The following is a 13,439-nucleotide window of genomic DNA, read 5'->3' as shown; positions in this document are numbered from 1 at the left end:
CGCCAGTCAATTTGCGGTTTTCTTGTGGTCAGCCTTTGGTTAAAGCCAATCCCGTACAGGACCGCGGGCAGGGCGCGATCTAAATCGGGCATTGGCAACAAGGCTGAAGCGGCGCAAAGCGGCATGGCCATTCGGGATTGGCATTTATTACCCAGATCAGGCTAAACTGGCCTTTACCAGGCATAACGTTTGACGTGGCAGAGCGGCAGCTGATCGGTGATCTGGCTGCCGGCGGTGATGCGCGCATTGCCTTGCGCGAGGATACGGGCCTCAACAAATATATGTCCGCGCCTTTTCCGCGCGATGTGCTGGCCTACTCGTCTTCGACAGTGAACGATATCTCGGCAGATGCCTTTTCGCATTTGCTGGAAAGCGCGGGGGATGCGAGCGATTATGGCGAGTGGCTGGGCAATTGCGCGGCGCGGATCAAGGCTGCTTTTGCGCTGGGCGAGGCGGCTGAGATCGTCTTTGCGCCGTCAGGAACGGATCTGGAATATACAGCGCTTGCCTGCGCCGTAGGGCGTGCGCCGGGCGGGGTGCACAATGTCCTCTTGGGCGCGGACGAAATAGGCAGCGGCTGCGTGCATTCAGCCCGCGCGCGCTATTTCGCTGCTGAAACCGCTTTGGGCATCAGCGTTAACGCAGGCGAGCCTGTGCCCGGATTTGGCGATGTCACCATGGTCGATATCCCGGTGCGATGCGCGGCGGGCAAGGGCCTTTCCAGCGCCAGCATAGCGCAGGCGATGGCGCGAGAGATTGAGCAGGCGGGGCGCGCGGGCAAGCATTGCTTGGTCCACGGGGTCCATGGCTCAAAAACGGGGCTGGTCCTGCCGAGCGTTGCGGATATTGATGCCTTGCAGGCCCGGTTTGGCGATGCGGTGACGTTTGTTATTGATGCGTGTCAGGCGCGGATCACGCAAAGCGCTATAGCCGCCTATCTGGCACGCGGCGCAATTGTGCTGATGACAGGGTCCAAATTTGTAGGCGCGCCGCCGTTTAATGGCTGGGCTTTGGTGCCTCCCGAAGTCATGGCGAAGGCGGCAACCCTGCCAGAGGGGCTGAAGACAATTGCCCGGCGAGCGGAATGGCCTGCGGCGTGGCCGGGCGCCTCGGTGCTGGAGGATAGCGAGAACCGCTCGCTTGCTCTCAGGCTGGAAGCTGCCGTGTTCGAGATTGAGCGGTTCCAGCTCATACCAATGCAGCATGTCACAGACATCATCGCCGCATTTGAAACTGCAGTGATGGAGCATTGCGCGCAGCCCTTGGGGGCAAAGCGGGTGTGGCCGGGTGAGGCGCAATGCACCCCGGACATGCCGATTGAAATGCGCACTTTGGTGACATTGGATATGAGCGCACTGCCCGGCTTGAAGGCATTCGATGATGCGCAAGGCATTCATACAAAGCTTGCGTTGGATGGCATCAGGCTGGGGCAACCGGTGAAATGTGTTAAGTTGGCTGATAGCGGCGGTTGGGGCGGCAGTTTGCGTATTGGGCTTTCCATGCCGATGATTGCGCATCTGGCCGGGCTGACGATTGACGATGCACGCGCGAGCATTGAGGCTGATATGACGCGCATTGGCGAGGCCATTCGGGCGGCAACCGGCGGGGTCTGAGGAGCGGGCGATGGGACTGACGGCGTGGTACAATGAGCGCATCATGCCGCGTCTTATCACCTGCGCGTGTTCGCAAGGTCAGGTGATGAAACGCCGCGCTGCGATTGTCCCTTTGGCGCGCGGCGATGTGTTTGAGCTGGGCTGCGGCGGGGGTATCAATCAAGCGTTCTATGACCCGGCGGCCATCACCAGCTATGCCGGGATTGATCCGCATGAAGGGCTGCTTGAAAGCGCAAGATCAAGTGCGCGCGAACTTGGCCTTGAAGCGGATTTTAGGCCTGCAAAGGGCGAGCATATCCCGTTTGCCGCCAGCTCTTTTGACACTGCGGTGTGCACATTCACACTGTGCTCGGTCGATGATCCGGCCGCGGTTCTGGCTGAGATGCGCCGGATATTAAGGCCGGGAGGGCAGGCGCTGTTTCTCGAACATGGCCGCGCGCCTGATGCAGGGATTGCCAAATGGCAGGACCGAATTGAACCTGTGTGGAGCCGGTTGGCAGGCGGCTGCCGTCTGACCCGGCCAATCAGCGCAGCCTTTCGCGGTGCGGGCTTCTCCGTAGAGCCAAAGGGGCAGGGATATCTGCCCAAAGCACCCCGATTTGCGGGCTGGAATGAGTGGGGCATTGCCCGAAAATAAGCGCACGGACGGCGTAAGCACGCGAAAAATGTGAAAGCCCAGGCGGCGCGGTCACACCGCACAGCCCAGGCCTCACATGGGATCACATCTTATTCGCCGAAGGTGCGCTGCCACCAACCGCGTTTTTTGGAGCCGGATTTGCCAGTCTCCTCTGACGCTTCAGCCGTGTCACCGCTCTCGGCGCCGCTTTGCGCCTCGGGTTCAGCCTGAACGGCCTGCGCAGGTTCGGCCTCTTCGACCTTTTTCTTACGCGGTGCGCGTTTGCGCTTGGGCTTTTCCTCTGCGTCTGGCTCTGCCTTGGCCCCAGCGTCAGCTTCAGCAGGGGCATCTTTTGAAGGTGCTTCGTCTTTCGGCTCGACCTTTTTCTTGCGGGCTACGCGTTTGCGCTTTGGCTTTTCTGCCGGTGCTTCTTCGGAAGGCGCTTCTTCGGCAGGCGCTTCTTCGGCAGGCGCTTCATCAGCCGTTTGCTCGGCCATTGCCTCGGCTGTTTGAGGTGCATCGTCTGGGCCTGCCACCACGGTCATGTCTTCTTTGACCTGTTCTGCAAGTTCCTCAGCTGCCTGCGCATCGCCATTTTCACCTTGCGAACCGGTCTCGTCACCCGATTTGCGGCGGCGGCCACGGCCCCCTCTGCGGCGGCGCTTTTTGGCTTTTCCTCGCCATCGTCGCTGTCACCGGCATTGCCAGAAGCATTGTCAGAGGCCCGGTCATCATCGGAATTGTCATCCCATGCGCTTTCGCCGCTATCATCGCCGCCTTCATCGCTGCGTTTGTTGCGCCCGCGTCCACCACGGCGGCGGCGGCGTTTCTTGCGGGGGCGTTCGTCCTCGTCTTCGTCAAAGCTCTCTTCGGGCAGATCCTCGTCCTCATCGTCATCATCAACGATGGGCTCAAACTTGGGAGCCGATGTTGGGCGAGGGCCGCTGCTGCCAACGACCATTTTCGCGCCTTCATCCTCACCCTCAGGCGCGATTTCGACATTCACGCCGTAGCGTTGCTCAATCTCAACCAGCTCGGTGCGTTTCTCGTTGAGGAGATAAATCGCCGCCTCGGTGCTGGCTGCCAGTTTGATGACAGTGCCTTTGCCTTTGGCCGCCTCGTCTTCGATCAGACGCAGCGCTGAAAGGCCTGCTGAGGATGCTGTGCGAACAAGGCCCGTGCCATCGCAATGCGGGCATTCGCGCGTGGTTGCTTCCAGCACGCCAGTGCGCAGACGCTGGCGGCTCATTTCCATCAGGCCAAAGCCTGAAATGCGGCCGACCTGAATGCGTGCGCGATCCGTTTTGAGCGCGTCTTTCATCGCTTTTTCGACCTTGCGGACATTGGAATTGTATTCCATGTCGATAAAGTCGATCACCACGAGGCCTGCCATATCGCGCAGGCGCAATTGCCGGGCGATCTCGCGCGCAGCTTCGAGATTGGTGTGAAGCGCGGTTTGCTCGATCCCGTGTTCTTTGGTTGAACGGCCCGAGTTGATGTCGATCGACACCAAAGCTTCTGTCGGGTTGATAATAAGATATCCGCCCGATTTCAGCTGGACCATCGGATCATACATTGCGCGCAATTGATCCTCTGCGCCGTAACGCTGGAACAATGGCACCGGATCAGAATAGGCTTTCACCCGGCGTGCATGGCTGGGCATCAGCATTTTCATGAAGGCTTTGGCGGCTTTATAGCCATCTTCCCCTTCGACCACGACTTCCTCGATCTCGCGGTTATAGATATCGCGGATCGCGCGTTTGATCAGATCGCTGTCCGAATGCACCAGACTTGGCGCGGTAGAGGACAACGTGGTCTCGCGAATTTCGTCCCACAACCGGGCAAGGTAATCAAAATCACGCTTGATCTCGGTTTTGGTCCGGCTGAGCCCTGCTGTGCGAACGATCAGGCCCATTTGTTTGGGCAAGGACAAATCGGACACGACCTGTTTCAACCGCTTGCGATCAGATGAAGAGCTGATCTTGCGGCTGATCCCGCCCCCATGCGAGCTGTTGGGCATCAGCACAGTGTAACGGCCTGCAAGGCTGAGATAGGTTGTCAGCGCAGCGCCTTTATTGCCGCGCTCTTCCTTGACGACTTGCACCAGCACAACCTGACGGCGCTGGATAACGTCCTGAATTTTGTAGCGGCGACGCAGAGCCATACGCTTGGCGCGAACTTCGTCCACTTCCTTGGCACGGCTGCGGCCTTTGCCGCCTTTGCCTTTGCCGCCCTGACGGCGGCGTCCGCGGCCACGCCGGCCCCGGCGCGATTTATCCTCGCCATCATCTTTGTCTTCGGATGATTCGTCTTCATCGTCATCGTCGTCATCTTCGTCCGATGCATCGTCGCTATCGTCGTCTGATGCGCCATCTTCGATAGTGGCGACTTTGTCCTTTTCGGACGTGTCTATTTCTTCAAGGCCATCTTCGGCGAGATCTTCGGCTAGCGCTTCTGCGCTTTCTTCCTCGGCGTCGTATTCTTCGCCGGGAGTGTGCCCTTCGTCCTCTTCCTCATCGCGCAAACGCGCTTCTTCTTCGGCGGCGGCGGCTTCTTCGGCAAGCAGCGCCTGCCGGTCATCCGCCGGAATCTGGTAATAATCGGGATGAATTTCGCTGAACGCGAGGAAGCCATGCCGATTGCCGCCGAAATCGACGAAGGCTGCTTGCAGTGATGGTTCTACTCTTGTGACTTTGGCTAGGTAGATATTGCCTTTGATCTGCTTGTGTTCGGCAGATTCGAAATCAAATTCCTCAATTCGATTGCCTTTGAGCACCGCCACCCGGGTCTCTTCCGAGTGGCGCGCATCGATTAGCATGCGCGTTGCCATTATATTGTCTCCAAACCCGGTGTCGCACCGCTTTTCGGCGGGTGCGGGCGGGTTGTATTTGTGTCTGATGGATAAAAGCGCGCGCCGGATTTGGTGACGTTGCGCCAATTGCTATAGTCGCGCCCATTCCCGCAAGGGGAACGTGCGCGAGATCTGTGTCTGCTTTGAACGAGGTGCGGATCTTGTCCGCGCTCAGGCCCGCAAACCGCCCAGCGCCAAAAGCGCGAACGGATAAATCTTGCGAGCGGAAGCGTCTCGTCACTGCATCAACCTGTTGTGTGACCGGCAATGGATTTGAACACCATTCGGCCTTTGGAAAAGAGGTTTCACCGTTTGCTCGTCAGTGACGCGCTCGGTCTTGCCTCATAATTTGAACGCTAGCACCGTGGGTTACACCCCGCAACTCTATTGCGCATGTCTTGCCCGGCGGCCTAAGCGGTTAACCACGATGAGCATTCGCAGCTTACTGTTAATAATTCTTGGATGCCCTGTGTTGATTGTCGCAGGGGCGATCGCGCTGGGCGTGTCCATTCCCGTCCCGGTTCTGGGGCGTGATTATGTCTTGCGCTGGGAATTGATGGGCGAAGGCGGCGATTTTGCGCTGCCTGATATTGCCGGACCCGAGGATGCAGATCGTCCTCTGGTGGTGATTGATGCAGGGCACGGCGGGCGCGATCCCGGCGCGATTGGCGAAGATGAAGAAGGCGGGCGGATCGAGGAAAAAGCGATCACGCTCGCGATTGCGCTCGCCTTGCGCGATGAATTGGTGGAGCGTGGCGGCATCCGCGTGGCCTTAACGCGCGATGGGGATGAGACGCTGGTTCTGGGCAATCGGCCAGAGATCGCGCGGCAGCTCGAAGCGGATCTGTTCATTTCAATCCACGCCGATTCCGCGGGTGAGTTTGACACGGTTTCAGGCGCGAGCATTTACACCTTGTCCACCGATGCTTCATCTGAGGCTGCGGCCCGTTTTGCTGCGCGCGAGAACGAGGCAGACCGTCTGAATGGGATTTCCGTGGAGGGGGAAAGCGAAGTTGTCAGCTCAATCCTGGTGGAGCTTTCGCAGGCGCAAACGCAGGAAGATGCGACCGAATTTGCGCGGCTTATCAACCGGGAGGGCGAGGGCGAAATCGTGCTCCACCCCGATCTCGCGCCGATCTGCCGCTTTGGCCGTATTGCGCAGTCCCGATGTGCCTTCGGTTTTGTTCGAAAGCGGATTTGTGACCAATCGCGATGACCGCGCGCGGCTGACAACGGCCAAAGGGCAGGCCGCCTATGCCCGCGTTTTGGCCAATGCCATTCAGGTCTATTTCGCTCGCCGTTCTGATCCGCGTGGTGAGTGATGGGGGCCACATCTTTCGGTCTTGCGTTAAACTGGCGTTCAAAGCGCCTAGCGCAGCGCAATAAAGCCATGCTATCGGCCATGCGAAATGACTGAGACTGACAATTCCAACCTGTCCACATTTGCCTATATCCGCTTTCGCGCGGGCCGCGATGTGTCGCGTTTTGGTGGCTGGGTTGCCAATAAGTGGCGCACCAGCTGGCTGTTCAAAATTGCTGCTGTTCTGTTCGTTTGCCTGATTGCGTTCTGGATTGCGGCATGGGTTTGGCTGGCGCGCGATTTGCCAGAGGCGGAAAGCCTGCTCGAATATGAAACGCCGCTGCCCACGGTGGTGCGCGGGATGGAAGGGGATATCATCCATTCCTATGCCCGTGAGAGGCGCGTGCAGCTGCAATATGCCGATTTTCCTGAAAAGCTGAAACAGGCGTATCTTTCGGCGGAAGATAAGACTTTCTACAGCCATGGCGGGGTGGATTTCACCGGCACTGCGGGCGCGGTTCTCGATTACCTGAACCCCGCGCGCACCGGGCGGGCAGTTGGCGGCTCAACAATCACTCAGCAAGTTGCCAAAGTGCTGCTCTTGGGCGACGAATATTCGGTCACGCGCAAGCTGAAAGAGATGATCCTTGCAAGCCGCATCGAAGCGGCATTGACCAAGCAGGAGATCCTTGAGCTTTACCTCAATGAAATCCCGCTGGGCCGCCGATCATTCGGTGTGCAGGCAGCGTCCCGCGCTTATTTCGATAAAGATGTGGGCGAGCTGGAATTGCATGAAATGGCGTTTCTAGCTGTCCTTCCCAAAGCGCCCGAACGGTATGGCCGGGCAGGCAAGCAGGATGCAGCGATTGCCCGGCGCGGATTTGTGCTCGATCAAATGGCGGATAACGGCTTTATCACCGCTGCCGAAGCGTCCGCTGCCAAAGCGCAGCCGCTGGGGCTGGTCCGCCAGCGCACTCAGCGCAGCGTTGATGCGGGATATTTCCTCGAAGAAGTACGACGAGAGCTGATCGACAAATTCGGCGAGAATTCCGAGGATGGCGGCAATTCGGTTTATGGCGGCGGGCTGTGGGTGCGCACGTCGCTCGATATGGAATTGCAAGATGCTGCGCGCGGTGCGCTGCGCAAAGGCTTGATCCGCTATCATGGATCGCGCGGATGGTCCGGCCCGATTGCAACCATTGACGTGTCAGAAGGCAATTGGGCCAGCCAGCTTGCGAGCTCTTATATCTCGATCAATTACGATGATTGGCGCGTGGGCGTAGTGACAGCGCGCAATGGCAGTTCTGCGACTATCGGATTTTCCGATGGGGAAGAAGCGCCCCTATCGCGCCTGCCCAATGCTCTTAAAACGGGCGATGTGATCGCGGTGTCTCCGCAAGGCAATGGTTACCGTGTACGCACCATTCCGGGCGCGCAAGGCGGGTTGGTGGTGCAGGATGCGCAATATGGCCGGGTGCTCGCGATGCAGGGCGGTTTTGATCACCGTTTGTCTGATTTCAACCGTGCGACCCAGGCGATGCGGCAACCCGGATCGACGGTCAAACCATTTGTCTATGCCACCGGGCTGGACAATGGCATGACCCCTTCAACCCAGATCGATAACAGCCGGTTCTGCTATTATCAGGGCCGCACCAAAGGGCAGAAATGCATCCGGGGCGGGCGCGCGGGGCAGTTCCCGATGCGCTATGGCCTGGAGCAATCGCAGAACATTATGACAGTGCAGATCGGCATGCAGGCCGGGATGGACAATGTCGTCGATATGATTGCCAAGACCGGGATCAGCGATGATGCCGATCCTTATGCCGCGACCGCTCTGGGATCGGAGGAAACCACCGTTTCCCGGATCGTTGCGGCCTATGCTGCTTTGGCCAATCACGGGCGGCTGAATGATCCCACGGTCATCGACTATGTTCAGGATCGGCGCGGGAAAGTCATCTGGCGTGCGGATGAACGCACCTGCCGCGGCTGCAATATGGCCGAATGGGACGGCGAGGCGATGCCGCGCTTTGGTCTGAAAGGCCGGCAGGCGATGGATGCGCGCACCGCGTTCCAGACAATGCATATGCTCGAAGGTGTGGTGACGCGCGGGACGGCGACTGTGCTCAATTCGCTCGATCTGCCTTTGTTCGGCAAGACGGGCACCACCAGCGGGCCAAAAGATGTGTGGTTTATCGGCGGTACGCAGCAAATGATCGCAGGCGCCTATCTCGGTTTTGACACGCCCAAAAACCTTGGCGGATATGCCTATGGCGGCACGATTGTCGCACCCATTATCAAGGACATGATCCAGCAATCGCGCGGCAAATGGGCCGATCTGCCCCCCGTCGCGCCCGAAGGCATTCGCATGGTCCGTGTGGATCGCCGCACGGGCAAAAGGGTGTTTGATGGCTGGCCATCCGGCGCGGACAAGGCTGATATCATTTGGGAAGCGTTCAAACCCGATACCGAACCAGACCGCGCGACAAGAGCCGACGCGATCGCTGCCAAACGCGACGAAATTCTCGCATTGATCCGTGCTGGCAGGCGCGGGGCACAAGTGGTCGAGGAACAAGCCAGCGATGAACCCGAAGACTTTGTTGAGGATCAGGGCGGTATTTATTGATGCGTTTTTGATGCTTGCGGCACCGCGCGCGGGGAACACAGACACAGCATGACGAGTTTCAATGATATGACCAAACAATTCCGCATGATCACCGCAGCTTTGCTGGCTGTTTTCCTCACCGCACCTGCCGCAGCCCAGCTTGCCGCAGGTGATAGAGCGCCCGCCATATCGACCAAGGCCGCCATAGCGGGCGATGAGTTCACTTTCTCGCTTACCGCCGCGCTCAAACAAGGGCCGGTCGTGCTGTATTTTTATCCCAAGGCGTTCACCAGAGGCTGCACCTTGGAAGCCAATGCCTTTGCCGAGGCGATGCCTGATTTTCGCAAAGCCGGCGCGCAGGTTATCGGTTTGTCCAACGATGATATTGCGACCCTGAAACGCTTTAGCCGCGAAGAATGCCGCGATGCCTTTCCCGTAGGCGTTGCGAGCCGCCGTACGATTGGCGCTTACGATGTGGCACTGGGCAATTCCGGCCTGTCGAGCCGCACATCCTATGTTATTGCGCCCGATGGCCGTGTTGCCTTTGTTCATTCGGACGGGGATTACCGGGGCCATGTCAAAAAGACGCTGGCGGCACTGCGCAGGCTTTCCCGGTGAACGACAAAGCCGCCCTGCCAAGCTTTACAATCACGCCTGCCCCGCTAAGCGGTTCGCTCTTGTTTTTGTAAAGGGTATGAACGATGCGCGCCGAAGCACAGGCTCATATCGACAGGATCGAAGCGGCGCTTGATCTGGTGCGGCAATCGCTCGATTGGGAGCGCGCTTTGCGCCGCCTGGATGAGCTGAATGCCCGCGTTCAGGATCCGACATTGTGGGACAATCCCAAGGAAGCCCAGGCCGTCAGCCGCGAGCAGAAACAGCTCGAAAACGCGGTGGAAACGGTCAATTCCATCTCAGCTGAAATGGCCGATGCGATGGAATTCATCGAAATGGGCGAGGCGGAAGATGAGGAAAGCATCATCGATGATGGCCTCGCCAGCCTTGCTAAACTGGCCGACCGGGCGGATGCCGATAAGGTTCAGGCGCTGCTTTCAGGCGAAGCGGATGGGAATGACACCTATCTGGAAATTCACGCAGGCGCGGGCGGTACGGAATCGCAGGATTGGGCCGAAATGCTGTTCCGTATGTATTCGCGCTGGGCAGAACGACGCGGGTTCAAAGTGGAAACGGTTGAATATCAGGCAGGCGATCAGGCCGGGATTAAATCGGCGACTTTGCTGATCAAAGGCGAGAACGCCTATGGATATGGCAAAACCGAGAGCGGCGTTCACCGCCTTGTCCGCATCAGCCCCTATGACAGCGCGGCCAAACGGCATACCAGCTTTTCCAGCGTCTGGGTCTATCCGGTCATCGATGATGATATCGATATTGAGATCAATCCGGCAGACCTCAAAATCGACACTTACCGCGCATCGGGGGCAGGCGGCCAGCATGTGAACACGACCGATTCGGCCGTGCGCATCACGCACCAGCCCACCGGTATCGTCGTCGCCAGTCAGAATGATCGCAGCCAGCACAAGAACCGCGCAACCGCGATGAACATGCTGAAAGCGCGTCTGTTCGAACGCGAAATGGCTGAGCGTGAGGCGGCCGCCAGCGGTGAATATCAGGAAAAGAGCGAGATTGGCTGGGGCCACCAGATCCGCTCTTACGTCTTGCAGCCCTATCAGATGGTCAAGGATCTGCGCACCGGCTTCACCTCCAGCTCACCCGACAAAGTGCTCGATGGCGAAATTGATGGGTATATCTCGGCGGCCTTGGCCCAGCAGGTGACGGGTGAAACGGCTGATATTGAGGATGTCGATTAATGCGGGCAGGAGTGCTGTATTGTGTGCTCCTGGCGCCATTTGTGCTGCTTTCCGCTTGCAATCAGGCAGGCGACAATGGCCAGCGGCCCGAAAGCGCGCTTGATTTCCCGCTGCCCGACCGGCCGGTTGCCGAAGTTGTTTCCAATCAATTCTCGAACGAAGACGCCCGCGATGAACGCGGTGAGGCGCAAAAGGTGATGGACCTGGCCAATATCTCCGATGGCATGACTGTCGCAGATATCGGCGCGGGCGAGGGGTATTACACCGTTCGCCTTGCTGAACGGGTGGGCGAAACAGGCCGGGTAACCGCGCAGGATATTGATCTGAAAGCGCTGGAACGGCTTGCCCGCCGGGTTCAGAACGAGCGGCTTGAAAACATCTCGATCAAGCCCGGCGCTGTCGATGATCCGCGCCTGCCCGCTGACAGCTTTGACCGGATTTTCCTCGTCCACATGTATCACGAAGTGGGCGAACCTTACGCATTCCTGTGGAAGATGTGGCCGGCTTTGACTCAAACCGGGCAGATCATCGTGGTGGAAGCTGATCGCCCCACCAATCGCCACGGTATTCCTCCTGCCTTGTTGTTTTGCGAATTTGAAGCAGTGGGCTACAAACTTATCGAGTTCAGCGAAAAGCCTGACATCAAAGGGTATTTCGCCCGCTTTGAAAGAGGCGATGCGCGCACCGAACCGGGCGCGATTGAAACGTGCAGCAGCGCGCCCTAGCCAATCACGGAAACCATTACGAAACCGGATGCGCCCTTTTCCTCGGCAATCGGGGGTGCTAGGCGCGCCGCAGGGTACAAACAACAACAGGTGGGACGCTTTTAGGATGGCAGATTATCCAAGCAGTTTTGATCGCGAGGATCTTCTTAAGTGCGCGCGCGGGGAATTGTTCGGGCCCGGCAATGCACAATTGCCCGAACCGCCCATGCTGATGATGGACCGGATCACCGAAATCTCTGGCGATGGCGGGCCGGGTGGCAAAGGGCACGTGGTGGCAGAGTTTGATATCAAACCTGACTTGTGGTTCTTCGATTGCCACTTTCCCGGCAACCCGATTATGCCTGGCTGTCTGGGCCTTGATGGGCTGTGGCAGCTTACTGGTTTTAATCTAGGCTGGCGCGGTTGGAAGGGGCGCGGCTATGCGCTTGGCGTGGGCGAAGTGAAGCTGACCGGCATGGTCCGGCCTGATCGCAAGCAGCTGACCTATTTCGTCGATTTTACCAAAGCTGTGCAAACTCGCCGTCTGACCATGGGTGTGGCCGATGGCCGGGTCGAAGCTGATGGTGAAGTTATTTATCAGGTCAAAGACATGAAAGTCGCCTTGTCAGAGGCTTAAGGGGGATTATGCGCCGCGTTGTTGTAACAGGATTGGGGATTGTCTCTTCAATCGGGAATAATCAAGCCGAAGTGCTCGCTTCGCTGAAAGCTGGCAAGTCCGGCATCACCTTTAACGAGGATATGGCCGAACGCGGGTTTCGCTCGCAGATTGCGGGCGCGGTCGATCTTGATGTTAAGGAACATGTCGACAAGCGCACGCTTCGTTTCATGGGGCCGGGTGCGGCCTATGCGCATATCGCGATGGGGCAGGCGATTGCAGATAGCGGGCTTGAAGAAAAAGACATCGTCAATCCGATGACTGGCGTGATTGCCGGGTCTGGCGGTCCATCGACATCTGCAATGCTGGCCGCGCATCAAACCGTGCTAAAGAACGGGTCTACCAAGCGCATCGGGCCGTTTGCTGTTCCCAAGACGATGTCGTCAACCGTCAGCGCGAACCTCGCGACGGCGTATCAGATCAAGGGCATGAATTTCTCGATCACCTCGGCCTGTTCAACCAGCCTGCATTGCATCGGCATGGCAGCGCAGCAAATTGCGCTGGGCACGCAGGATGTGATGTTCGGCGGAGGCGGTGAAGAGCTGGATTGGACACTGTCGTGCCTGTTCGATGCCATGGGCGCGATGTCGAGCAAATATAACGACACGCCGGAACGCGCATCCCGCGCATTTGATGCAGATCGCGATGGGTTTGTGATTGGCGGGGGCGGCGCAATGGTTGTGCTAGAAAGCCTTGAGCACGCACAGGCGCGCGGCGCCAAAATCTATGCCGAGGTCACCGGATTTGCAGCGACGTCCGATGGGGCGGATATGGTTGCGCCCTCGGGTGAGGGCGGCGAGCGTGCAATGCGCGGGGCGATCAAAACCTTGGGCGAAGACCGCAAGGTAAGCTATATCAACGCGCACGGCACATCGACCCCGGTTGGCGATGTGGGCGAGATCGAAGCGGTCCGTAGGGTGTTTGGCGAAGGAAGCACTCCTCCCGTCAGCTCAACCAAATCCATGACCGGACACAGTCAGGGGGCAACGGGTGCGCAAGAGGCGATCTATTGCCTGCTGGCGCTGGAGCATGATTTCATCATCCCGTCGATCAATGTCGAAACGCTCGATCCGGAATTGAAGGCTGAAGAGATTGCAACACAGCTCGCCGAAAATGCCGGGCTTGATACGGTTATGACCAACAGCTTTGGTTTCGGCGGAACCAATGGTTCGATGCTGCTGTCAAAGTTTCACGGGTGAATTAGCGGCCGTCAGGCTTGAAAAAACGGCGTCAGGGCCGAGAGAATAA

10 protein-coding genes and 1 pseudogene are annotated in these 13,439 nt (G+C 58.4%); 10 read left to right on the top strand and 1 reads right to left on the bottom strand.

Annotated elements, in window-relative coordinates; genetic code table 11:
* The first annotated feature begins 137 nt into the window (after positions 1-137).
* Both AC0V6W_RS01215 and AC0V6W_RS01210 read left to right on the top strand, forming a co-directional pair.
* Complete coding sequence (locus tag AC0V6W_RS01215; protein WP_486146363.1) at positions 138-1,613, top strand: hypothetical protein; 1,476 nt, start codon at positions 138-140, stop codon at positions 1,611-1,613.
* A 10-nt stretch (positions 1,614-1,623) separates the two neighbouring features.
* Positions 1,624-2,250 (top strand): class I SAM-dependent methyltransferase, encoded by a 627-nt coding sequence (locus tag AC0V6W_RS01210; protein WP_486146362.1) that lies wholly within the window; start codon positions 1,624-1,626, stop codon positions 2,248-2,250.
* A gap of 89 nt (positions 2,251-2,339) precedes the next feature.
* Here AC0V6W_RS01210 and AC0V6W_RS01205 read toward each other — a convergent pair.
* Positions 2,340-5,059 (bottom strand): annotated as a pseudogene (locus AC0V6W_RS01205) (Rne/Rng family ribonuclease).
* Between the two features lie 490 nt (positions 5,060-5,549).
* On the opposite strand from AC0V6W_RS01205, the gene AC0V6W_RS01200 reads away from it, so the two are divergent.
* The 8 genes from AC0V6W_RS01200 to AC0V6W_RS01165 all read left to right on the top strand — a co-directional run bounded on the left by AC0V6W_RS01200 (position 5,550) and on the right by AC0V6W_RS01165 (position 13,390).
* The gene (locus tag AC0V6W_RS01200) at positions 5,550-6,296 is read left to right on the top strand and encodes an N-acetylmuramoyl-L-alanine amidase family protein (protein ID WP_486146361.1); all 747 of its coding nucleotides are present in this window, start codon (positions 5,550-5,552) and stop codon (positions 6,294-6,296) included.
* On the top strand, positions 6,250-6,402 hold the full coding sequence (locus AC0V6W_RS01195; RefSeq protein ID WP_486146360.1) for an N-acetylmuramoyl-L-alanine amidase: 153 nt from the start codon (positions 6,250-6,252) through the stop codon (positions 6,400-6,402). The genes AC0V6W_RS01200 and AC0V6W_RS01195 overlap by 47 nt, the downstream gene beginning before the upstream one ends.
* An 87-nt stretch (positions 6,403-6,489) precedes the next feature.
* Entirely contained in the window at positions 6,490-9,003 is a 2,514-nt protein-coding gene (locus tag AC0V6W_RS01190) for a penicillin-binding protein 1A (RefSeq protein ID WP_486146359.1), read from the top strand.
* Positions 9,004-9,051: 48 nt separating this feature from the next.
* Positions 9,052-9,600 carry a peroxiredoxin gene (locus AC0V6W_RS01185; protein WP_486146358.1) on the top strand — a complete coding sequence of 183 codons (549 nt, stop codon included), beginning with the start codon at positions 9,052-9,054 and terminating at the stop codon, positions 9,598-9,600.
* Positions 9,601-9,683: 83 nt separating this feature from the next.
* Positions 9,684-10,811, top strand: a complete 1,128-nt coding sequence (gene prfB / locus AC0V6W_RS01180; RefSeq protein ID WP_486146357.1) for a peptide chain release factor 2 — start codon at positions 9,684-9,686, stop codon at positions 10,809-10,811.
* Positions 10,811-11,536 (top strand): class I SAM-dependent methyltransferase, encoded by a 726-nt coding sequence (locus AC0V6W_RS01175; RefSeq protein WP_486146356.1) that lies wholly within the window; start codon positions 10,811-10,813, stop codon positions 11,534-11,536. Before prfB ends, AC0V6W_RS01175 begins: the two co-directional genes overlap by 1 nt.
* Positions 11,537-11,642: 106 nt before the next feature.
* Positions 11,643-12,152: a bifunctional 3-hydroxydecanoyl-ACP dehydratase/trans-2-decenoyl-ACP isomerase gene (gene fabA / locus AC0V6W_RS01170; RefSeq protein WP_486146355.1), complete on the top strand. Its 510-nt coding sequence runs from the start codon at positions 11,643-11,645 to the stop codon at positions 12,150-12,152.
* A gap of 8 nt (positions 12,153-12,160) precedes the next feature.
* Entirely contained in the window at positions 12,161-13,390 is a 1,230-nt protein-coding gene (locus AC0V6W_RS01165; RefSeq protein ID WP_486146354.1) for a beta-ketoacyl-ACP synthase II, read from the top strand.
* Positions 13,391-13,439: the final 49 nt, after the last annotated feature.

Source organism: Erythrobacter sp. JB1-7, from assembly GCF_057365015.1.
This window is presented reverse-complemented; position numbering and strand designations above follow the sequence as displayed.